The following is a 21,517-nucleotide window of genomic DNA, read 5'->3' as shown; positions in this document are numbered from 1 at the left end:
ACTTAGCCCTGATTGAGCAGCTGACGCAGATCGATCACTGCGGCGTTGGCGCGGGAGATGTAGTTGGCCATCACCAGCGAGTGGTTGGCCAGCACGCCAAAGCCGCTGCCGTTGAGGATCATCGGGCTCCAGACCGGCTCTTGCGAGGCTTCCAGCTCACGAATGATCTGGCGCACACTGACCGTCGCGTTCTTCTTCGCCAGTACATCGGCGAAGTCGACCTCGATGGCGCGCAGCAGGTGGGACAGCGCCCACGCCTGACCGCGTGCCTCGTAGAACACGTTGTCGATCTGCATCCACGGGGTTTCGACGATCTCTTCGTCAACCTGTGGCACCTGACCCGGCGCGACCACTTCGGTTTTCAGCGCGGTGTTCAATTTGACCCGACCAACGCTGGCCGACAGCCGTTGCGACAGCGAACCCAGACGAGTGCCCACATCGCCCAGCCAGTTGTTCAGGTTGTCGGCGCGAGCGTAGAACAACGCATTCTTCTGCGAAGGGTCGGACAGACGCGCCTGGTAGCGGTTAAGAGAATTGATGCCTTCCTGATACTCGGACTCACTGGATGGCAGCACCCAGCTTTTATTGTCGAAGTTGAAACGCGGTTCGGCCTTTGCCAGATCAGAGTCTTCGGCCGATTGCGATTGCGAACGGGCGAAGTCTTTGCGTAGCGCACGCGTCAGGTCGCGGACCTGGACCAGCACGCCATATTCCCAGCTCGGCGTGTTATCCATCCACAGGCCCGGCGGCAAACGGTCGTTGGAGATGTAGCCGCCCGGTTTGGTGAGCAAGGTGTCGGCAACGGTCTTGAGGGTTTCCACCGTGGTGTAGCCGATGACCATCTGCTTGCCTTCTTTCTCGGCAGCCACCTGGGCATTCTGCTGAACCGGAAACAGCGCCGGCTCCTGGCTCCAGTACCAGCCAAGCGCAATGGTCACAATCAGGTAAAGGCCGATCAACGTGGCCAGCGCGCGGCTGAACAACAGGCCGCCGATGTAACTGCGGGTGGCCGATTTCGGTTCAGCGGCACGTTCAGGCGCGCTGCCCGCGCGGTTCTTCCAGTCCAGCATGGCGATATCCTTTCAATCACTTGAGTTCATCGGTTTCGACCACAACCATACAACAACGTGCCTTTGCCCGGCACCCGTCGTCGGGTTATGGGGGGAAATTACCGTTGAACTCTAGTCGTACTGCCCGGATTAAACGCCAATGATCTTCATGGAAATCTGCTGCACCTCAGCCGCGATAAACAGATGTGCGATGCCCTTGCCGTCGGTTCTGCGCGGCGCCGTGTCACCCTTCACCGTCGCGAGGTAATCGCGCTGTGCCAGCCGCTCGCCCGTGACGCTGTCTACGAGCCGAAAGAGTCTTGGCGATCGCTTGGGCTGCGCGGGCGGATTGTGCAGCAGCTCGATGATTTTTGGATCAAAGGCCCCCTCCGGCATTGTCCACTCCACGTAGTCGGCTTCGGGCTTTACCAACCACCACTCTCCCCGCTCGATCCGGTCAAGCACTTCGCTGTCGAGATTGGTTGGCAGGCCTGCCCGCAACTCGTCCAGGCCTTCGACCGATTGGCGATCCAGCATTGCCTGGCGCACCAGGTCCCGCGCCTGTTCGCAGGCCCACGCATGTTGTCGCTGCCAGTCGGACAGAAGGTTCTCGCTGACCAATTTCACTCCTGCACCCCGCTGTTCCATTCATCGCAACCCAGGGTGCGGCTGATTTCATGCCGCCAGTTAATTCGCCGATAACTGAAGTGGACCTTCTCAAGTTGAGTGACGTACGCAGTGCCGGGATCCTGGCAATGTGGCATAAGCACTTCCGAACCGACGATCACCGCATCTTCCAGCTCCATCGTATAGAAATGTTCTTGAATGCCCCGAGCCGAGGTGCGGTACCACTCGACGCGGCACTGGGTAAGCAATTCTCCCGAACACAAAGCGTTATTTATCAGCGGCGACGCTTTGTCGAGGGTCTTGGTAATGATCAGGGGCTTATGCATCCGTCGTCCGGCGCCTGACCCTTTAGGTACGAAGATGCCGTGGCTCAGGGCCTGAATCATGATTTTGTCCTCCCGACCCAGTTGGTAGACGTTGCCGACGGACGCCTCGGTGAAGGCGCCGGCGCTGATCAGGCCTTGGCTTACCCCGTGGAGAGTCATGAAGGCGGGCGTTGGCATACGGAGGCTCCTTTTTTATTTGGGTTGTGGGGCGGGAAAGTGAGAAGGTTCGTCGTACATGTCTTCGATTTCGTCGAAGGGAATCCAGGGTTTGGCGAGTGCGAGGGTGATGAGGTAGCGCTCTTCGGTGGGGTTTCTGTAGTCCCTGAAGCGGCCCACAACCAGCGAGACCTGATACTTGTCATCCGCTTGCCAAAAGGATCGCCCGGCAAGAATTCCTTTCCTCAAGTAGTCCCGCCACTCGGGGGTGTCGTCGATTGTGGGGTTGTTTCGTAGCCCCTTCGCGACCCAGCCTTTAGCGCGAAACTGGTCTTGCAGGTCGAGAACGACTTTCAGGGTGTCGTCAATCAGTAAGGGTTCGATCTGCGGCGACATACGAACGTCTTCAATGACGTTGTCGTTGAACGTAACCGCAAAAAAACGCGCCAACGGCGTCTCAAATCCATATTGCGGATCAATAAATCGCAAGCGAGCATCGGTCTTGGGAATTCCGCCCCAGACATGTCCGCGTATGAGTGGACTAAAGGGGGCCGTCGAGTTTTTGCTCATCTCTTCGTATGTGCCGCCGATTTCCAAAACAATCTCCGGGTCGTCCCAAAGAGGCTGCTGTAAATGACGTATCGCGGCCACCATCAAAACAGCCAGAAACAGCAAGCCTGCGCCATGACGCAAATAGGGACAACGCTGCCACAGATTCACAGATTTACGCCGCCCGCTGCGATTTCGTTAATCGACTGCACCAATGCACTACGGTTGTCATCGTTGAGCATGTGGTCGAAGCGTGCTGCTGCCCGAAGTACGAATGCCATCCTCTGGTTGATGTCCGACAAATCCGCGAGCGGGCTGTTGTCAAACTCGATGGTGCGATCATCTTCGACACGCTGGCACTGGCTGGTGAGGGTCAACTCGATGGCCTGAGCGACACCGGAAGGGAAACCAGTCACGTAAGATGCATGGTTGCCGCGCAGCAAGGACACCAATTGCCGATCCTCATAAATAGTTGGTTGGAGGATGTTGCGCTGCTCGTGCCAAGCTAAATGCTCGACGCTCGAGGTGATACTTCCGGCTTCTATTGCCTCGAAAGCGTCAAGTATTTCAAAGTAACTCTTGCCGAAACGGAGCTTTTCCTGCCCCACGGGCCACAACACCGGAAACTTCAAATGCCCATAAATTCCCATCCGGGCTTCCAAGCATTTCTTAAACTCCCGCCACCCACGCTTCGCATAAAACTCATGCAACGGAAAAACATCGAGAAACAGCGTGGTATTCCCCAGCGCCATCATGTCGTGCACATGCTGGAACTGCTGCTGCACCAAGGACAATTCCTCGCTTTGTGAACGAAAATCCACCGAAGGCACAGGATTGCGCGCATCTGCTTCCTTATAGTCACGCACCTCTTGCGCCTGCTCGGCCATTCTGTCCGGCGTGAACAGCCCGGACTCGCGGCGACTTTCACGCACGCGCTCCCGCGCTTCCCGCTCGTCGCGGATGAGTTCGATACTGTCTGCGGCATGAAGCAATCCGCAGCCCACTTGCTTGGAGGCAAACGCCGCCAGCCCCGCCCACTGGAACCGCGAGTCGTGCAGCCACAATCGGGCGTAAGCCGCATTGATCGCACGGTTGCGTTCCACCGGATCCGCGATCAAAACGCCGCCGGGGGCGACAATCTCCTCTGCCGCCCGCTGGTAGTGCCGCCATAAACAGGCGCACGTCAGAATCGGCACCTCGGTCACCAGCGTCCGTTCGCCGTAAAGCCTCTCTTCTTTACATTCACAGTCGGCCACGGGAGTGGTGTTCTGGTTCAGAGGCTGCTTGTCACAAGGCTGATTTTTGAAACACTGAGTCATAATCGGCGGATAGCGTTAAAGAGAATTCGTGAACCCTAACAGCCACTGAACCCGGGCGAATCCAGCCAGTAGCAAATCAGAATTTCCTGATAGGCATTCTTCCGAGGGGTTACAGATATTTCGTACAAACCAGCCCAAAAGCACCGAAACGTTGCCGACACTGACGTGAATCTGGATCAGCTAATAGCCCAGGGTGAACCTACTTTTACTTGGGTTGTGGGGCGGGAAAGTGAGAAGGTTCGTCGTACATGTCTTCGATTTCGTCGAAGGGAATCCAGGGTTTGGCGAGTGCGAGGGTGATGAGGTAGCGCTCTTCGGTGGGGTTTCTGTAGTCCTCGAAGCGTCCCACAGCCAGCGTGACCTGATACTTGTCACCCGCTTGCCAATTGGAATGCCCGCGCAGAATTCCTTTTCTCAGATAAGCCCGCCATTCAGGCGTATCGGTGATCGTCGGGTTCTTTCGCAACCCTTTTGCCTCCCAGCCTTGGGCGCGAAACTGGTCTTGCAGGTCGAGAACGACTTTCAGGGCGTCGTCGATCAGTAATGGTTCGATCTGTGGCGACATACGAACGCCTTCAATGACGTTGTCGTTGAATGTAACGGCAAAAAAACGCGCCAAAGGGGTATCGAAACCATATTGCGGGTCGATAAATCGCATGCGAGCATCGGTCTTGGGAATTCCGCCCCAGACGTGTCCGCGTATCAGGGGACTGAACGGGGCCGTCGAGTTTTTGCTCATCTCTTCATATGTCCCGCCGATTTCCAAAACTATTTCCGGGTCGTCCCAAAGAGGCTGCTGTAAGTGACGTATGGCGGCGGCCATCAAAACAGCCAGAAATAGCAGGCCTGCGCCATGACGCAAGTAGGAACGCCACTGCCACAGGGTCACAGATTTACGCCGCCCGCTGCGATTTCGTTAATCGATTGCACGAGTGCAGGACGGTTGTCATCGTGGAGCATTTGATCAAAGCGTGCTGCAGCCCTTAGTACGAACGCCATTCTTTGGTTGATGTCCGACAGATCTGCGAGCGGGCTGTTGTCAAACTCGATGGTGCGATCATCTTCGACACGCTGGCATTGGCTGGTGAGGGTCAACTCGATAGCCTGAGCGACACCGGAAGGAAAACCAGTCCCGTAGGATGCGTGGTTGCCGCGCAGCAACGTCACCAGTTGCCGGTCGTCATAAATGGTTGGCTGGAGAATATTGAGCTGCTCATGCCAGGCTAGATACCTGACGCTCGCGGCGATACTTCCCGACTCTATCGCCTCGAAAGCGTCAAGTATTTCAAAGTAACTCTGGCCGAAAGGAAGCTTTCTCTCCCCCACGGGCCACAACACCGGAAACTTCGAATGCCCATAAATTTCTTCCCGGGCGCCCAGGCATTTCTTGAACTCCTGCCACCCACGCTTCGCATAAAACTCATGCAACGGAAAAACATCCAGAAACAGCGTGTATTCCCCAGCGCCATCATGTCGTGCACATGCCGGAACTGCTGCTGCACCAGGGATAGTTCCTCTCCTCCAGAACGAAAATCCAACGAAGGCACCGGATTGCGCGCATCCGCTTCCTTATAGTCACGCACCTCTTGCGCCTGCTCAGCCATCCTGCCCGCAGTCAACAGTCCGGACTCACGACGACTATCGCGCATGCGCTCCCGCGCCTCGTGCTCTTCGCGGATAAGTTCGATACTGTCCGCCGCATGCAGCAACCCGCATCCCACCTGTTTCGAAGCAAATGCAGCCAACCCCGCCCACTGGAACCTCCGATCGTGCAGCCACAGCCGAGCGTAAGCCGCATTGATCGCACGATTGCGCGCCACTGGATCAACGATCAGAACCCCGCCGGGAGCAACGATTTCTTCCGCCGCGCGTTGGTAATGACGCCATAGGCAGGCGCACGTAAGAATCGGCACCTCGGTCACCAGCGTCCGCTCGCCATAAAGCGTCTCTTCTTTGCATTCACAGTCAGCCACGGGGGTGGTGTTCTGGTTCAGAAGCTGTTTGTCGCAAGGCTGTACTTTGAAACACTCGGTCATGGCTGGAACTGCGTCTAGGGGAATCCCTGAACCCTATCAGCCACAAATCACCCCTGAATCCCGCTGTCGAAAAATCAGAATCAGCTCACAAGTAACGCGCCTACGGGTTACAGATATTTCGTACAAATACTCAGTAGATGCTCTGTGGAACCCGAACCCCGGGCCTTTCAAAATCAAGAACGTCTTGTTTTAAGACCGACCAGTCACAAACTGAATGACCTCGCTCAGCAGATTATTGACGTACGACACTCATCCAATCGAAAAGAGGTGCTAGCATAGAGCCACCAGTCGATCTCAGCATGCACCCTAACTAGTAGTCAGGATATGACCGAGCCAGAAGACCCCAGCCGTGAGCGCCTCAAGCACCATTTTGCCCAGCGGGTAATTCATCAGGCGCGTCAAATTCTAGAGATCTGGCAGCGCCTGCAACGCAGTGAGTGGTCCGCCACCGATTTATCGGAACTGAGCGAGGCCAACCTGCGCCTGCTGCGTTTCGCCGAGCGTTTCGAACAACCGGAACACATCCAGCTGGCGCGCCACATCGGTCAGTCGCTGGAAGCTGTCGACGCCAATCGCGGACGCCTGAGCAGCGACCTGATCACCGATCTCAATCGCCTGATGCAGCGCTTGTCACGCACTGGCCTGCGCCATGGCGATCAACTCGAACAGACCTTCCTGCCACCGTTGCGCAAGCCGATCTATGTGATGCTGCAGGATCACGACCGTGCCGAGCGCCTGGCCAAGCAGCTGGAATTCTTCGGGCTCAGCGCCCAATCCCTCGACAGCGTGGCCGCGTTCCGCACGGCGATGGTCGAACGATTGCCCGCCGCGATCGTCATGGACGTGGACTTCAGCGGTCCCGGCATCGGCCTGAAACTCGCCGCAGAGGCTCAGATCGGTCTGGATGAACCGTTGCCACTGTTGTTTTTCAGCCTGCTCGAAACCGACACCCCGACTCGCCTCGCGGCGGTGCGTGCAGGAGGTCAGGAATTTCTCACCGGCACCCTCGAAGCCTCGAGCCTGCTGGAAAAGATCGAAGTCCTGACCTGCGTCGCCCAATACGAACCCTATAAAGTGCTGATCATCGACGACTCCCGCGCCCAGGCCTTGCACACCGAGCGCCTGCTCAACAGCGCCGGGATCGTCACGCGGACCTTGATCGAGCCGATCCAGGCCATGGCCGAACTGGCGGACTTCCAGCCCGACCTGATCATCCTCGACATGTACATGCCGACCTGCACCGGCACGGAACTGGCCAAGGTGATTCGCCATAACGACCGCTACGTTAGCGTGCCGATCATTTACCTGTCAGCCGAAGACGATCTGGACAAACAGCTCGACGCCATGAGCGAGGGCGGCGACGACTTCCTGACCAAACCGATCAAGCCGCGCCACCTGATCACCACCGTACGCAACCGCGCGGCGCGCGCACGCAATCTGAAAGCGCGGATGGTCCGCGACAGCCTCACCGGGTTGTACAACCACACGCACATCCTGCAATTGCTCGAAGACTGCTCGTTTCGCGCCCGCCGCGAGTGCAAGCCGTTGAGCTTTGCAATGCTCGACATCGATCATTTCAAGCGGGTCAACGACACTCACGGGCACCCGATGGGTGACCGTGTGATCAAGAGCCTGGCGCTGTTCCTCAAGCAGCGCCTGCGCAAGACTGACTTCATCGGCCGTTACGGCGGCGAAGAGTTCGCCATCGTCATGCCGGATACCGATATCGAAGCGGCCTACAACGTTCTCGATGAAATTCGTCAGCGCTTTGCGGAAATTCATTACCCCGCTCAGCCTCAGGACCTCTGGTGCACCTTCAGCGCCGGGGTGGTCGAGCTGTGCGAAGACTCCGACGGTCTGATGATGGCCAGCCAGGCTGACGAGGCGCTGTATCGAGCCAAGCACGCCGGGCGCAACCGCGTACAGGCGGCGCGGACATCAAAGCAAAGTGCCACCTTTTCATCGGAATCTAGCCATTCCGTCACAACCTTGTAACAGAAACGCAATAACTTCAGGCACTTACCATTCTTCCGTTGGTAGTCCCGCGATGCGCCTGAAGCTGCTGACCAATCTCAACACCCTCCTTTTAGTCGCCGTGTGCGTGGCCCTCGGCGCCACGCTCTGGTGGTCGCAAAAAGCCCTGGAACGCCCATATTTGTTGATGGAGCGTTACCTGGGGTTGTCTCAGCAATTTCAGAATGAAGTGGCGCGCAACGTCGAGGATTACCTCGCCAGCGGTGATGCCTTGCGCCTGAGCAGTGCCGGCCAGGCCATCGATGCATTGCAAAAGGAACTCGGTGAATTGCCGCCGGCCTTGGCCGACACCTTGCGCCCGAGCCTGTCGAACCTGGATGAATTCAGCAAAACCGACCTGTTGGCCGCCGGTAAACTCGCGGGCGACCCGCAAGCCCTGTTGTTGCAAGCCGAACGCGAGCTCGGTGCCAGCCTCGATCAGCTCAGCCAGTACGCCAGCGGCAACGCGACTTACCTGACGCCTTTACTGACCGCCTCTCAGCATCTGGGCAAACTGTCGCTGGCCCGAGACAAACTGGTCAGCAGCGGTCGCAGCGAGCTGGCGGCCGACGTTGAACGTGAAGTCACTAACATCCGCGCCCAGGCCGAATTGCTGAACGCCTTGCCGCTCTTGGGCGTGGCCAGCAAAAGTGAATCGAGCACTGACGACTTCGCCGCGATGATGGGCCTGGAGAACACCGAAAAAGCTGCGGCCGAAGATGCTGGCGTCGGACTCAAGCGCGAACTCAACAGCCTGCTGACCCGCTATCCCGCAGAGCTTGCACGTACCCGCGACCAAATCCGCAAACGCGCTGATCTCAGCGCCGCGACGCATCTGAAGATCGCTGCGGTGCAGCAGGCCATCGCCGGACTGGAACCGGTGGTCCGCGCCCAGCACGGGCACATCCAGAGCGAAGTGCGGCTCATGCAAGGTGTAATGATCGGCCTGATTCTGCTGATAGCGCTGCTCATCGACACCTTGCAACGGCGTCTGGCCCGAACCCTGACCAACCTCGCGCCGGCGCTGTCGACCTGGGCCGAGGGTGACTTCAGCCAGGACATAGAATTGGGCAAGACCAATCGCGAGCTGCATGACATTCAAGCCTCGCTCAACCGCTTGCGCGCCTATCTCGTCGATCTGGTAGGGACCATTCGCCTCAATGCCGAACAGGTTGCAGGCAGCAGCCGGACCCTGGCCGAATTGAGCAATGACCTGCACAGCGGCGCCGAGCATCAGGCAGGTGACACGGCGCTCATCCGTGATTCTCTCGGTGAACTGGAAGCGACCATTCAACAAGTCGCCGGCGACGCCAGCCAGGCCGCTGACGCCAGCCGCCATGCCGGACTGGCGGTGGAGCATGGGCAAAAAGTCATCGGGCTGAGCCTCACCGGGCTGCACGCGCTGGTCGATGAAGTGCAAGGCAATGCACAGATGATCGAACACCTGGCCTCGGAATCGGCCACCATCGGCGGTGTACTGACGGTGATCCGCTCGATTGCCGACCAGACCAACCTGCTGGCCCTGAACGCCGCCATTGAAGCGGCCCGTGCCGGAGAAATGGGGCGCGGTTTTGCCGTCGTGGCCGAAGAGGTTCGCTCACTGGCGCAACGCACCGCGGGTGCCACGGCCGAAATTCAGACCTTGATCGCCGGATTGCAAACGGCGGCGCAGCAATCGGTGGAAGGTATGCGCGCGCAGGTTGAGCATGCTGAAGCGACCGCCAATCAGGCCCAGGCCGCTGACGGCGCACTGGATAAAATCGTCGGGGCGATCCAGACGATTTCCGACACCGCCGTACGCATTGCCGATGTCACTGCTCAGCAGAGTGGGGCCGTGAGTGAAATCCGTAATCACAGTGAGCGGATTCATCAACTGGGAGGTGATAACTTGCTGCGCATTGGTGAAGGACGTGAGCAAGGCGAGCATTTGTTGGTGTTGGGTGGACGTTTGCATACGGCCGTTCAAGCTTTCCGCGTCTGACCTACCGCCATCGCGAGCAAGCTCGCTCCCACAGGGGTTTTGTGAGCGACGGTTTCACTGTGGGAGCGAGCTTGCTCGCGATGGCGTCAGAACAATCACCACAAAATTCCCCGCCCTGCACACCCGCCCGCCCGCCGTCCGCTATCATGCCCTCACTTTCGATACGCGAGATTGTCATGCGCCGCTTGCTCTGCCTACTGTTCCTGGTCCTCGCCCTGCCGGCCTACGCCGCCGGGTTGCTGGAGAGTCGGCCAAGCGCCACGCTGGGCTCGATCAACAACAGCGCCGATTTCCTGCCGGTGCGCGAAGCCTTTCAACTCAGCCTGGTGGAAAGCACACCACAGTCAATCAAGCTGCGCTTTGTCGCCGCCGAGGGTTACTACCTCTACCGCCATCGCTTTCAATTTCGCGCCGATCCGGCCGATGTTGCGCTCGGCACGACGCAATTGCCCAAGGGCGAACAAAAGCACGATGAATACTTTGGCGATGTCGAGGTTTACCACGGCATTCTCGATGTAGAACTGCCGCGCACCGATGAACGTGCCTTTACGCTGGCCGTGACGTATCAGGGTTGCGCCGACAAAGGCCTGTGTTATCCGCCTGAAACCGAACGCCTGAGTATCGATGGCACTGGCGGCGCCACCACGAGTTGGAGCTGGCGGGAGCTGGCGCTGTTCTTCCTCGCCGGTTTAGGCCTGACGTTCACTCCTTGCGTGCTGCCCATGTTGCCGATCCTGTCCGGTGTGGTGTTGCGCGGCCAGGTCGGTGGCTTGCGCGGCTTCAATCTGTCTCTCGCTTATGTGCTGCCGATGGCCGTCTGTTTCGCCCTGCTCGGCGCGCTGATGGGGATGTTCGGCGCGCAGCTCAATCTACAGGCGCGGCTGCAATCGGCATGGGTGCTGGTGCCGTTCGCGATGTTTTTTGCGCTGTTCGCATTGGCGATGTTCGGCGTCTTCGAACTTAAGCTGCCGCAGGCGATCAGCAGCCGACTGGACCGCATCGCGGGTCGCACCGAAGGCGGTTCGTTGTGGGGGGCTGCAGTACTGGGCGTGGTTTCCAGTCTTTTGGTTTCGCCCTGCGTCTCGGCACCACTGGCCGGCGCGCTGCTGTACATTAGCGCCAGCGGCGATGCGCTGGGCGGCGGACTGAAGTTGTTCATGCTCGGCCTCGGCATGGGCGCCCCGCTATTGTTGGTGGCCACGGGCGGCGCAGCCTGGCTGCCGAAAAGCGGGCCATGGCTGGTCTACGTGAAAAACGCGATTGGCGTGTTGTTGCTGGGGCTGGCGATCGGTCTGCTCAGTCGGGTTTTGCCGGGGCCGATCACTTTGCTGCTGATCGGCTTGCTCGCCGGTGGCGTTGGCCTGTTCATGGGCGCACTGGAGTTCATCTACAAACCTCCTCGAAAACGTGTCGGTCAGTTGCTCGGAGTGTTCCTGCTGTTTTACGCGCTGGCATGTTGGTACGGCGCCTTCAGTGGCCAGACTGATCCGCTCAATCCAATCGGCCAGCCGCGCATAATGAGCGGTAACGAGCCGCCGCAAAGCACCAGCGACTGGCAAACTATCACCACCCAGGCGGAGCTTGATCGCGTTCTCAGCGAAGCCAAATCCTCCGGCACCCCGCTGCTGCTCGACTGGTACGCAGATTGGTGCATCAGCTGCAAAGTCATCGAGCATAAAGTGCTCAACGACGCCACTGTCGTCGAACGCCTCAAGGGCTATCGGCTGATCCGCTTCGACATCACCGCCAGCAACGCCGAGCAACGTGCGTTGCTCGACCGCTACAAACTGTTCGGCCCTCCGGCGCTGATGTTTTTCGGCAAGGACGGCGTCGAACGCGCCGATGTGCGGGTGATCGGCGAGATCAACGCCGCGGACTTCGCCGAACGTGTTGCGCAAGCGCGCGGCCAAAGCAAATGACCGGATTTAATCAGCCGGTCACATATTTCGCGCAAACATCGGCCATCGTGCTGGCTATTGCATAGAACTGGACAGTCACAAAGCCTTTGCGGCATAGTCGCCGGGTTCTGACAAATGCACACGGATAACAAGGAACAGCAGATGGCGACCCTATTGGTTCTGCACGGCCCCAACCTGAACATGCTCGGCACCCGCGAACCGGGCACTTACGGCGCTACGACGCTGGCGCAGATCAACCAGGACCTGGAACGCCGCGCTCGCGAAGCCGGCCATCATTTGCTGCACCTGCAAAGCAACGCCGAGTACGAATTGATCGACCGCATCCACGCTGCCCGCAGTGAAGGTGTGGACTTCATTCTGATCAACCCAGCAGCTTTTACGCACACAAGTGTCGCATTACGTGACGCGCTGCTGGCGGTGAGCATCCCATTCATCGAAGTGCATTTGTCTAACGTGCACAAACGCGAACCTTTCCGCCATCACTCTTACTTCTCCGACGTTGCGGTGGGAGTGATCTGCGGCCTTGGCGCCAGCGGTTATCGACTGGCCCTGGAGGCCGCCCTAGAGCAGCTTGAAAAACAGGCAACAGCTTGAACAACAAGCGTAAACGCCCCTGACCGACCCTTGGGAGTTGATGATTCATGGATATCCGTAAAGTTAAGAAACTGATCGAATTGCTGGAAGAGTCCGGCATCGACGAGCTCGAGATCAAGGAAGGCGAAGAGTCCGTACGCATCAGCCGCCATAGCAAGACCCCGGCTCAGCAGTACTACGCACCGGCTCCAATGCATGCTCCGGCTCCAGCGCCTGTGGCTGCTGCCCCGGTTGCAGCCGCTGCGCCTGCCGCTCCGGCCGCCCCTGTCCTGAACGGCACCGTTGCCCGTTCGCCAATGGTGGGCACCTTCTATCGCAAGTCTTCGCCGAGCTCACCGTCCTTCGTTGAAGTCGGTCAGACCGTGAAGAAAGGCGACACCCTGTGCATCGTCGAAGCCATGAAGATGATGAACCACATCGAAGCTGAAACCAGCGGTGTGATCGAATCCATCCTCGTCGAAGACGGCCAGCCGGTTGAGTACGACCAACCGCTGTTCACCATCGTTTGAACCGCGGAGAAACTTTGATGACTGCGAAGTTGGAAAAAGTTCTGATCGCCAACCGCGGTGAGATCGCACTGCGGATTCTGCGCGCCTGCAAAGAGATGGGCATCAAGACTGTCGCCGTTTACTCCAAGGCCGACAAAGAGCTGATGCACCTGGGCCTGGCAGACGAATCCGTCTGCATCGGTCCGGCCTCGGCCGCCCACTCTTACCTGCACATTCCGGCCATCATTGCCGCAGCTGAAGTGACCGGCGCTACCGCCATTCACCCAGGCTACGGTTTCCTTGCGGAAAACGCTGATTTCGCTGAACAGGTAGAGAACTCCGGCTTCGCCTTCATTGGTCCGAAAGCCGACACCATTCGCCTGATGGGCGACAAGGTTTCGGCCAAGCACGCCATGATTGCTGCTGGCGTTCCAACCGTTCCGGGGTCCGACGGCCCACTGCCGGAAGACGAAGAAACCGCGCTGCGCATCGGTCGCGAAGTCGGTTACCCGGTGATCATCAAAGCCGCTGGCGGCGGCGGTGGTCGCGGCATGCGCGTTGTGCATAAAGAAGAAGACCTGATCTCCTTCGCCAAACTGACCCGCACCGAAGCGGGCGCAGCGTTCGGCAACCCGATGGTCTATCTGGAAAAATTCCTGACCAACCCACGCCACGTGGAAGTCCAGGTGCTTTCCGACGGCCAGGGCCACGCCATCCATCTGGGCGACCGCGATTGCTCGCTGCAACGTCGTCACCAGAAGGTTCTCGAAGAAGCGCCGGCACCGGGCATCGACGAGAAAGCACGCGCTGAAGTCCTCGCTCGCTGCGTTAAGGCGTGCATCGACATCGGCTACCGCGGCGCCGGCACCTTTGAGTTCCTTTACGAAAACGGTCACTTCTACTTCATCGAGATGAACACTCGCGTCCAGGTAGAGCACCCGGTTTCGGAAATGGTCACCGGCATCGACATCGTCAAGGAGATGCTCAGCATCGCCGCCGGCAACAAGCTGTCGTTCACCCAAGATGACGTCGTCATCCGCGGTCACGCGCTGGAATGCCGCATCAACGCCGAAGACCCGAAAACCTTCATGCCCAGCCCGGGAACGGTCAAGCATTTCCATGCCCCGGGCGGCAACGGCGTTCGCGTCGATTCGCACCTGTACAGCGGTTATGCCGTTCCGCCGAACTACGATTCGTTGATCGGCAAGCTGATCACCTACGGCGCAACCCGTGACGAAGCCCTGGCGCGCATGCGCAATGCGCTGGAAGAAATCGTTGTCGACGGGATCAAGACCAACATCCCGCTGCACCGCGATCTGGTCCGCGATGAAGGCTTCTGCAAAGGTGGTATCAACATCCACTACCTGGAACACAAGCTGGCTGGCGAAAAGCACTAGTCTGTGATCCGGACCAACAAGGCCGCTTTCGAGCGGCTTTGTTGTTTCTGAAGGTTTCATCAAGCAATACACGTACTCCTGTGGGAGCGGACTCCCACAAACCCTCCGCGCTCGCGTAAACTTGCGCGCTTCTCGCAGCCCGCTAGGCTGCAATCAATATTTTTCAAAGGTGCCTGCCATGCCTTGGCTGCAAGTCCGTCTCGCCATCAGCCCGGAACAAGCCGAAACCTACGAAGACGCTTTCCTCGAAGTGGGCGCTGTGTCGGTAACCTTCATGGACGCCGAAGATCAGCCGATCTTCGAGCCGGAACTCAATACCACTCCGCTGTGGTCACACACGCACCTGCTGGCCCTGTTCGAAGGTGGCACCGAAGCCACCAGCGTATTGGCGCATCTGGAACTGTTGACCGGCAGCCCGCTGCCCGAGCATCACAGCGAAGTCATCGAAGACCAGGACTGGGAGCGCAGCTGGATGGACGGCTTCCAGCCGATGCGTTTCGGCCAGCGCCTGTGGATCGTGCCGAGCTGGCACGCCGCGCCTGAACCGGAGGCCGTGAACCTGCTGCTGGATCCGGGCCTGGCGTTCGGCACCGGCACACACCCGACCACCGCGCTGTGCCTGGAATGGCTCGACGGTCAAGACCTGAAGGATTGCAACGTGCTGGACTTCGGTTGCGGCTCGGGGATACTGGCGATTGCCGCGCTGCTGCTGGGCGCCAGGGAAGCCGTCGGCACCGACATCGACGTGCAGGCTCTGGAAGCCTCTCGCGACAACGCCGGTCGCAACAACATCGCTGAAGAGCTCTTTCCGTTGTATCTGCCGGAGGACCTGCCGCAGGTTCAGGCCGATGTGCTGGTGGCCAACATTCTCGCCGGCCCGCTGGTGTCCCTGGCACCGCAATTGTCCAGTCTAGTAAAGCCGGGTGGCCGTCTGGCACTGTCCGGCATCCTTGCCGAACAAGGCGAAGAGGTTGCCAAAGCCTACGCGAAGGACTTCGATCTGGACCCGATCGCCAATCGCGATGGCTGGGTGCGCATCACTGGCCGTCGGCGCTAGAATGAACGCCTGCATATTCCGGATCGCCGCATGACCGACAGCTTCGTCACTCAGTGCCCGCATTGCCAAACCAGCTTCCGCGTCAGCCATGCTCAATTGAGCGTAGCCCGCGGGGTGGTTCGTTGCGGCTCGTGCCTGCAGGTGTTCAACGCCGCCAAGCAGTTGCTTGCGCAGGCAGGCAAGGAAGCGGTCACGCCGGTCACGCCGGTTGCGCCGGCCTTCGCCGCGTCGCCGGAACCGGAACCACGAGCTATCAGCCAAAAGCAATGGTCCGCCGCCGAACTGGATCTGGACAGCCTCGACCTGGACGAAGAACTCGCCCGTCTCGAACAACGGGAAATCCAGCCGACCACGGAATTCGGCCGGCACCGCGAAGACAGCCTGAGCGCCCGCCGCGATAACACCGAGCACAATGAAGAGCCATGGCCCGACAGTCTGTTCAGCGAATCGGCCGCCGATCGCGCGCAGACGATCGCTCCCCCTGTCACACCAGAACCGCTGGTCGAGACGGGCATACTCGCGCGCACCGAACCTTCGCTTTCCCTCGATCCGGCAGGCCTGGACGACGAAGAGCCCCCACAGCTGCGCCTCAACGATCCACTCGACGCCCCGCTTCATCGCGAACGCCTGTCAGCGGCTGACACCATTGACGAGCTCGACGACCTGCCTTCGATCGAACCCTTGCGCAAGCGTCGCGAACGCAGCGAGCCGGCGGTGCGTGCCGAACTCCTGCAAGACCTGACCGACGATCCGCTGCAACTCGACTGGCAGAAACGCCGATCACCCTGGGGGCGGCGGTTTCTCTGGTTGCTGCTGATTTTGCTCGGTGCCGGTGCGCTCGTCGGCCAGTACGTCGCTTACCATTTCGATGAACTGGCGCGCCAGGATCAGTACCGTCCATGGTTCCAACAACTGTGCCCGCAAATCGGTTGCACCGTGCCGTCCAAAGTCGACATCGCGAAAATCAAGAGCAGCAACCTGGTGGTGCGCAGCCACCCGGATTTCAACGGCGCACTGGTGGTCGACGCAATCATCTATAACCGCGCGCCCTTCTCCCAGCCGTTCCCGCTGCTGGAGCTACGCTTTGCCGACCTCAACGGTCACCTGATCGCCAGCCGTCGCTTCAAGCCCGGCGAGTACCTCAACGGCGATCTCGAAGGCATGGTGGAAATGCCACCGCAAACGCCGATCCACATCGCCCTGGATATTCTCGACCCAGGCGCCAAAGCCGTGAACTACAGCCTGAGTTTTCATTCACCCGAGTGAAACGCTTCAGTGCTACGCGTTTGACGGCACATTTCTGACAGAGACCGCTCATACCGAACTGCTGGCGATAACAGAATAACTGTTCAGATTTTGTTCAATTCAGCCTTTATCCAGTCATCGAGAGCGGGTATCATGCCAACCCTTTTTCGAACTCTCATGATCCGGCCCCACAACAGGGAAGTCCTATGTCGGCGGTACGCATCGGTCCATACACATTACACAACGGCTTGATTCTCGCCCCTATGGCGGGTGTCACCGACCAACCCTTTCGTCAGCTGTGCAAGCGACTGGGCGCAGGACTTGTAGTCTCAGAAATGGTCACCAGCGACATGAGTTTGTGGAACACCCGCAAATCGCGCATGCGCATGATCCACGAGGGCGATCCCGAGCCACGCTCGGTACAGATCGCCGGTGGTGATGCGCAGATGCTGGCGGATGCGGCCCGGGCCAACGTCGAACTGGGCGCACAGATTATTGATATCAACATGGGTTGTCCGGCGAAGAAGGTCTGCAACAAGGCTGCCGGTTCAGCACTGTTGAAGGATGAAGCACTGGTGACCGAAATCCTGCAGGCCGTGGTGGCTGCGGTTGATGTGCCGGTCACCCTGAAGATCCGTACCGGCTGGGACCGGGACAACAAGAACGGTCTGACGGTAGCGAAGATCGCCGAGCAGGCAGGCATTACGGCGTTGGCGGTTCATGGCCGCACCCGTGCCGATCTGTACACCGGTGAAGCCGAGTACGACACCATTGCCGCGATCAAGCAGGCGGTGTCGATTCCGGTCTTCGCCAATGGCGACATCGATTCGCCGGAGAAGGCCCGATACGTGCTCGACGCGACCGGTGCCGATGGACTGCTGGTTGGACGGGCTGCCCAGGGGCGGCCATGGATTTTTCGCGAGATCGACCATTACCTGCGTACCGGCGAGAAACTCCCGGCGCTGGAACTGATCGAGGTGGAACGCATTCTGCTAGAGCATCTGGCTGCGCTGCACGTCTTCTATGGAGATGTCATGGGCGTACGCATTGCTCGAAAGCATGTGGGCTGGTATCTCGCAACCTTGCCGGGCGCCAGGGAGTTCCGCGCCCACTTCAATCGTTTGGAAGATACGGAAGCACAATGCGCCAACGTTCAGGGCTTCTTCGCCGAACGTTACAAGAGCCTGACAGGGGACGGAGACGAGGTGGCCGCATGACGATGATGACCGAGACTTTAGTGAGTGGAACAACACCCGTGAGCGACAACGTGAATTTGAAACAGCACCTCAACACGCCGAGCGAAGAAGGTCAGACCCTTCGCGGCAATGTCGAGAAGGCGCTGCACAATTATTTCGCCCACCTTGAGGGCGCTGCCGTCACGGATGTGTACAACCTGGTGCTCTCCGAAGTCGAGGCGCCTCTGCTCGAGTGCGTGATGAACTACGTCAAGGGTAACCAGACCAAGGCCAGTGAGCTGCTCGGACTGAACCGAGGCACCCTTCGCAAAAAACTCAAGCAGTACGATTTGCTGTAAGCATTCAATCAAACCAGAAAGGCGCCCGCGTAAAAACGGTCGCCTTTTTTGCTGACTCCTTTGCTTTTGATGGAAATTGAAATGACCGACCAGACTACCCGCCTGCCGATCCGCCGCGCCTTGATCAGCGTTTCCGACAAGACCGGGATCCTCGAATTCGCCAAAGAGCTTGAAGCCCTGGGCGTCGAGATCCTCTCCACCGGCGGAACGTTCAAGCTGCTGCAGGACAACGGCGTCGCCGCAGTGGAAGTCGCGGATTACACCGGTTTCGCGGAAATGATGGACGGTCGGGTCAAAACCCTGCACCCGAAAATCCACGGCGGGATCCTCGGTCGTCGCGGTATCGATGACGCCATCATGAACGAGCACGGCATCAAGCCGATCGACCTGGTGGCCGTTAACCTCTACCCGTTCGAAGCCACCATCAACAAGCCAGGCTGCGACCTGCCGACCGCCATCGAGAACATCGACATTGGTGGTCCGACCATGGTCCGCTCCGCAGCCAAGAACCACAAAGACGTGGCCATCGTGGTGAATGCCAGCGACTACGCCAGTGTTCTTGAAGGCCTCAAGGCCGGCGGCCTGACCTACGCTCAGCGTTTCGACCTGATGCTCAAGGCGTTCGAACACACTGCGGCTTACGACGGCATGATCGCCAACTACATGGGCACTGTGAACCAGGCCGCTGACACCCTCAGCACAGAAGGTCGCAGCGAATTCCCGCGCACCTTCAATAGCCAGTTCATCAAGGCTCAGGAAATGCGCTACGGCGAGAACCCGCACCAGAGCGCGGCGTTCTACGTTGAAGCCAAACCTGCCGAAGTCGGCATCGCCACCGCGACCCAACTGCAAGGCAAAGAGCTGTCGTACAACAACGTGGCCGACACCGACGCTGCGCTGGAATGCGTGAAGAGCTTCGTCAAACCGGCCTGCGTGATCGTCAAGCACGCCAACCCGTGCGGCGTTGCCGTGAGCCCGGACGCCGAAGGCGGCATCCGTCAGGCTTACGAACTGGCCTACGCTACCGACACCGAATCCGCGTTCGGCGGCATCATCGCCTTCAACCGCGAACTGGATGCTGAAACCGCCAAGGCCATCGTCGAGCGTCAGTTCGTCGAAGTGATCATCGCCCCAAGCGTCAGCGAAGAAGCTCGCGCCATCGTCGCGGCAAAAGCCAACGTGCGCCTGCTGGCTTGCGGCGAGTGGTCGGCTGACCGCGCGGCTGCCTGGGACTACAAACGCGTCAACGGTGGCCTGCTGGTGCAGAGCCGCGACATTGGCATGATCGGCGCCGATGACCTGAAGGTCGTGACCCAGCGTGCTCCGACCGAACAGGAAATCCACGACCTTATCTTCGCCTGGAAAGTCGCCAAGTACGTCAAGTCCAACGCCATCGTCTACGCCAAGAACCGTCAGACCATCGGTGTCGGTGCTGGCCAGATGAGCCGTGTGAATTCTGCTCGTATTGCTGCGATCAAGGCCGAGCATGCTGGTTTGCAGGTCGTCGGTTCGGTCATGGCATCCGATGCCTTCTTCCCGTTCCGCGACGGGCTGGACAATGCGGCCAAGGCAGGCGTTACGGCAGTGATCCAACCGGGTGGTTCGATGCGTGATGCAGAAGTCATCGCAGCGGCAGACGAAGCCGGTATTGCCATGGTATTCACCGGCATGCGCCATTTCCGTCACTGATTAACTCGATCAACTGTGGGAGCGGGCTTGCTCGCGAATGCAATCTGTCAGCGACAATAGTAGTGACTGACACACCGCTTTCGCGAGCAAGTCGAATCGTCGCACCGCCGCTCCCACATAAAAGCTCCCCTGCGGTGCTATCAAAAATTAGCGTCATCCGAGGTTTTTGAAATGAATGTTTTGATCATTGGCAGCGGTGGCCGTGAACACGCCCTGGCCTGGAAAGTGGCTCAGGATCCGCGCGTACAGAAGGTTTTCGTGGCGCCAGGCAACGCCGGCACCGCCATTGAAGCCAAGTGCGAAAACGTCGCTATCGACGTATTGGCGCTTGAGCAACTGGCTGATTTTGCCGAGAAGAACGTTTCCCTGACCATCGTTGGCCCGGAAGTGCCATTGGTGGCTGGCGTCGTTGATCTGTTCCGCTCCCGTGGCCTGGACTGCTTCGGCCCGACCGCGGGCGCTGCCCAGCTGGAAGGCTCGAAAGCGTTCACCAAGGATTTCCTGGCACGTCACAAGATCCCGACTGCCGACTACCAGAACTTCACCGAGATCGAGCCAGCCCTGGCTTATCTGCGTGAAAAAGGCGCGCCGATCGTGATCAAGGCTGACGGCCTGGCTGCCGGCAAAGGCGTGATTGTTGCCATGACCCTGACCGAAGCCGAAGACGCCGTGCGCGACATGCTCGCCGGCAATGCGTTCGGCGATGCCGGTTCGCGCGTGGTCATCGAAGAGTTCCTGGACGGCGAAGAAGCCAGCTTCATCGTCATGGTCGACGGCAAGAACGTACTGCCGATGGCCACCAGCCAGGACCACAAACGGGTCGGCGACGGCGACACCGGCCCGAACACCGGTGGCATGGGTGCTTACTCCCCTGCTCCAGTCGTCACCAGCGAAGTGCACAAGCGCGTCATGGACCTGGTGATCTGGCCGACCGTGCGTGGCATGGCCGAGGAAGGCAATGTCTACACCGGTTTCCTATACGCCGGCCTGATGATCGACAAGGCTGGTAACCCAAAAGTCATCGAATTCAACTGCCGTTTCGGCGACCCTGAGACCCAACCGGTTATGCTGCGTTTGCAGTCGAGCCTGGTGTTGCTGGTCGAAGCGGCCCTGGCGCAAGCGTTGGACAAGGTCGAAGCCCAATGGGATCCACGTCCGAGCGTCGGTATTGTGTTGGCTGCAGGCGGCTATCCTGGCGACTACGCTAAAGGCGTCGCCATCAGCGGTCTGGATGCAGCGGCGGCACTGGAAGGCAAGGTCTTCCACGCCGGTACTGCGCTCAAAGACGGTCAAGTGGTGACGGCCGGCGGTCGGGTGCTCTGCGCCACCGCCATGGGCGCCAGCGTCGATGCTGCTCAGCAGCAGGCTTACAAGCTGGCGGCGAAGATTGACTGGGAAGGCTGTTTCTATCGCAAGGACATTGGCTATCGTGCCATTGCCCGCGAGCGTGGCGAAAATCAGGAATAAGCGTTCCATTCGGTCGGGCAAGGGTTTCAGACCCTTGCCGGACTATTCCGCCGCCGCGCATAGTTATATTC

Annotated in this window: 18 protein-coding genes and 1 pseudogene; 12 read left to right on the top strand and 7 right to left on the bottom strand. The window is 59.2% G+C overall.

Annotated features, from left to right (window positions below; translation table 11 throughout):
• Positions 1 to 2: 2 nt before the first annotated feature.
• The 7 genes and pseudogenes from ACYZT9_RS03895 to ACYZT9_RS03865 all read right to left on the bottom strand — a co-directional run bounded on the left by ACYZT9_RS03895 (position 3) and on the right by ACYZT9_RS03865 (position 6,062).
• The gene (locus ACYZT9_RS03895) at positions 3 to 1,070 is read right to left on the bottom strand and encodes a DUF2333 family protein (RefSeq protein WP_462008653.1); all 1,068 of its coding nucleotides are present in this window, start codon (positions 1,068 to 1,070) and stop codon (positions 3 to 5) included.
• A gap of 129 nt (positions 1,071 to 1,199) precedes the next feature.
• Positions 1,200 to 1,676 carry a hypothetical protein gene (locus ACYZT9_RS03890; protein ID WP_462008652.1) on the bottom strand — a complete coding sequence of 159 codons (477 nt, stop codon included), beginning with the start codon at positions 1,674 to 1,676 and terminating at the stop codon, positions 1,200 to 1,202.
• Complete coding sequence (locus ACYZT9_RS03885; protein ID WP_462008651.1) at positions 1,673 to 2,179, bottom strand: Hcp family type VI secretion system effector; 507 nt, start codon at positions 2,177 to 2,179, stop codon at positions 1,673 to 1,675. Before ACYZT9_RS03885 ends, ACYZT9_RS03890 begins: the two co-directional genes overlap by 4 nt.
• 15 nt (positions 2,180 to 2,194) lie before the next feature.
• Positions 2,195 to 2,878, bottom strand: a complete 684-nt coding sequence (locus ACYZT9_RS03880; RefSeq protein ID WP_462008650.1) for a hypothetical protein — start codon at positions 2,876 to 2,878, stop codon at positions 2,195 to 2,197.
• Positions 2,875 to 4,026, bottom strand: coding sequence for a DUF2515 family protein (locus ACYZT9_RS03875; RefSeq protein ID WP_462008649.1), 1,152 nt, complete (start codon positions 4,024 to 4,026; stop codon positions 2,875 to 2,877). Before ACYZT9_RS03875 ends, ACYZT9_RS03880 begins: the two co-directional genes overlap by 4 nt.
• A 205-nt stretch (positions 4,027 to 4,231) precedes the next feature.
• Complete coding sequence (locus tag ACYZT9_RS03870; protein WP_462008648.1) at positions 4,232 to 4,915, bottom strand: hypothetical protein; 684 nt, start codon at positions 4,913 to 4,915, stop codon at positions 4,232 to 4,234.
• Positions 4,912 to 6,062, bottom strand: a pseudogene (locus ACYZT9_RS03865) (DUF2515 family protein). Before ACYZT9_RS03865 ends, ACYZT9_RS03870 begins: the two are co-directional and overlap by 4 nt.
• A 324-nt stretch (positions 6,063 to 6,386) precedes the next feature.
• Here ACYZT9_RS03865 and ACYZT9_RS03860 point away from each other — a divergent pair.
• The 12 genes from ACYZT9_RS03860 (at position 6,387) to purD (ending at position 21,446) form a co-directional block, all read left to right on the top strand.
• Entirely contained in the window at positions 6,387 to 8,057 is a 1,671-nt protein-coding gene (locus tag ACYZT9_RS03860; protein ID WP_462008647.1) for a diguanylate cyclase, read from the top strand.
• A gap of 52 nt (positions 8,058 to 8,109) precedes the next feature.
• Complete coding sequence (locus tag ACYZT9_RS03855) at positions 8,110 to 10,056, top strand: methyl-accepting chemotaxis protein (protein ID WP_462008646.1); 1,947 nt, start codon at positions 8,110 to 8,112, stop codon at positions 10,054 to 10,056.
• A 176-nt stretch (positions 10,057 to 10,232) separates the two neighbouring features.
• Positions 10,233 to 11,975 carry a protein-disulfide reductase DsbD gene (locus ACYZT9_RS03850; protein ID WP_462008645.1) on the top strand — a complete coding sequence of 581 codons (1,743 nt, stop codon included), beginning with the start codon at positions 10,233 to 10,235 and terminating at the stop codon, positions 11,973 to 11,975.
• Between the two features lie 141 nt (positions 11,976 to 12,116).
• A complete protein-coding gene (gene aroQ, locus ACYZT9_RS03845; protein WP_462008644.1) occupies positions 12,117 to 12,569 on the top strand; it encodes a type II 3-dehydroquinate dehydratase in 453 nt (150 codons plus the stop codon).
• Between the two features lie 47 nt (positions 12,570 to 12,616).
• The gene (accB, locus tag ACYZT9_RS03840; protein ID WP_054044024.1) at positions 12,617 to 13,078 is read left to right on the top strand and encodes an acetyl-CoA carboxylase biotin carboxyl carrier protein; all 462 of its coding nucleotides are present in this window, start codon (positions 12,617 to 12,619) and stop codon (positions 13,076 to 13,078) included.
• A 17-nt stretch (positions 13,079 to 13,095) separates the two neighbouring features.
• Positions 13,096 to 14,454 (top strand): acetyl-CoA carboxylase biotin carboxylase subunit, encoded by a 1,359-nt coding sequence (accC, locus tag ACYZT9_RS03835; RefSeq protein WP_462008643.1) that lies wholly within the window; start codon positions 13,096 to 13,098, stop codon positions 14,452 to 14,454.
• Positions 14,455 to 14,632: 178 nt separating this feature from the next.
• The gene (gene prmA / locus ACYZT9_RS03830; RefSeq protein ID WP_462008642.1) at positions 14,633 to 15,511 is read left to right on the top strand and encodes a 50S ribosomal protein L11 methyltransferase; all 879 of its coding nucleotides are present in this window, start codon (positions 14,633 to 14,635) and stop codon (positions 15,509 to 15,511) included.
• A 30-nt stretch (positions 15,512 to 15,541) separates the two neighbouring features.
• A complete protein-coding gene (locus tag ACYZT9_RS03825) occupies positions 15,542 to 16,777 on the top strand; it encodes a DUF3426 domain-containing protein (RefSeq protein ID WP_462008641.1) in 1,236 nt (411 codons plus the stop codon).
• A gap of 185 nt (positions 16,778 to 16,962) precedes the next feature.
• Entirely contained in the window at positions 16,963 to 17,973 is a 1,011-nt protein-coding gene (gene dusB, locus ACYZT9_RS03820) for a tRNA dihydrouridine synthase DusB (RefSeq protein ID WP_462008640.1), read from the top strand.
• A complete protein-coding gene (gene fis / locus ACYZT9_RS03815) occupies positions 17,970 to 18,290 on the top strand; it encodes a DNA-binding transcriptional regulator Fis (protein WP_030128251.1) in 321 nt (106 codons plus the stop codon). The genes dusB and fis overlap by 4 nt, the downstream gene beginning before the upstream one ends.
• Before the next feature lie 81 nt (positions 18,291 to 18,371).
• Positions 18,372 to 19,979 carry a bifunctional phosphoribosylaminoimidazolecarboxamide formyltransferase/IMP cyclohydrolase gene (purH, locus tag ACYZT9_RS03810; protein ID WP_462008639.1) on the top strand — a complete coding sequence of 536 codons (1,608 nt, stop codon included), beginning with the start codon at positions 18,372 to 18,374 and terminating at the stop codon, positions 19,977 to 19,979.
• Between the two features lie 171 nt (positions 19,980 to 20,150).
• Positions 20,151 to 21,446: a phosphoribosylamine--glycine ligase gene (purD, locus tag ACYZT9_RS03805; RefSeq protein WP_462008638.1), complete on the top strand. Its 1,296-nt coding sequence runs from the start codon at positions 20,151 to 20,153 to the stop codon at positions 21,444 to 21,446.
• Positions 21,447 to 21,517: the final 71 nt, after the last annotated feature.

The sequence above is a fragment of the Pseudomonas sp. ZT5P21 genome (assembly GCF_054897785.1).
The sequence above is the reverse complement of the archived record's forward strand: the minus strand, read 5'-3'. Positions and strand labels throughout refer to the sequence as shown.

Excerpts from the sequence above, each read along its gene's own strand:
- aroQ (WP_462008644.1), top strand. The coding sequence starts at position 12,117 with ATGGCGACCCTATTGGTTCTGCACGGCCCCAACCTGAACATGCTCGGC.
- ACYZT9_RS03885 (WP_462008651.1), bottom strand. The coding sequence starts at position 2,179 with ATGCCAACGCCCGCCTTCATGACTCTCCACGGGGTAAGCCAAGGCCTG.
- purH (WP_462008639.1), top strand. The coding sequence starts at position 18,372 with ATGACCGACCAGACTACCCGCCTGCCGATCCGCCGCGCCTTGATCAGC.
- ACYZT9_RS03850 (WP_462008645.1), top strand. The coding sequence starts at position 10,233 with ATGCGCCGCTTGCTCTGCCTACTGTTCCTGGTCCTCGCCCTGCCGGCC.
- prmA (WP_462008642.1), top strand. The coding sequence starts at position 14,633 with ATGCCTTGGCTGCAAGTCCGTCTCGCCATCAGCCCGGAACAAGCCGAA.
- purD (WP_462008638.1), top strand. The coding sequence starts at position 20,151 with ATGAATGTTTTGATCATTGGCAGCGGTGGCCGTGAACACGCCCTGGCC.
- accB (WP_054044024.1), top strand. The coding sequence starts at position 12,617 with ATGGATATCCGTAAAGTTAAGAAACTGATCGAATTGCTGGAAGAGTCC.
- accC (WP_462008643.1), top strand. The coding sequence starts at position 13,096 with ATGACTGCGAAGTTGGAAAAAGTTCTGATCGCCAACCGCGGTGAGATC.
- ACYZT9_RS03875 (WP_462008649.1), bottom strand. The coding sequence starts at position 4,026 with ATGACTCAGTGTTTCAAAAATCAGCCTTGTGACAAGCAGCCTCTGAAC.
- ACYZT9_RS03825 (WP_462008641.1), top strand. The coding sequence starts at position 15,542 with ATGACCGACAGCTTCGTCACTCAGTGCCCGCATTGCCAAACCAGCTTC.
- ACYZT9_RS03860 (WP_462008647.1), top strand. The coding sequence starts at position 6,387 with ATGACCGAGCCAGAAGACCCCAGCCGTGAGCGCCTCAAGCACCATTTT.
- ACYZT9_RS03895 (WP_462008653.1), bottom strand. The coding sequence starts at position 1,070 with ATGCTGGACTGGAAGAACCGCGCGGGCAGCGCGCCTGAACGTGCCGCT.
- fis (WP_030128251.1), top strand. The coding sequence starts at position 17,970 with ATGACGATGATGACCGAGACTTTAGTGAGTGGAACAACACCCGTGAGC.
- dusB (WP_462008640.1), top strand. The coding sequence starts at position 16,963 with ATGTCGGCGGTACGCATCGGTCCATACACATTACACAACGGCTTGATT.
- ACYZT9_RS03855 (WP_462008646.1), top strand. The coding sequence starts at position 8,110 with ATGCGCCTGAAGCTGCTGACCAATCTCAACACCCTCCTTTTAGTCGCC.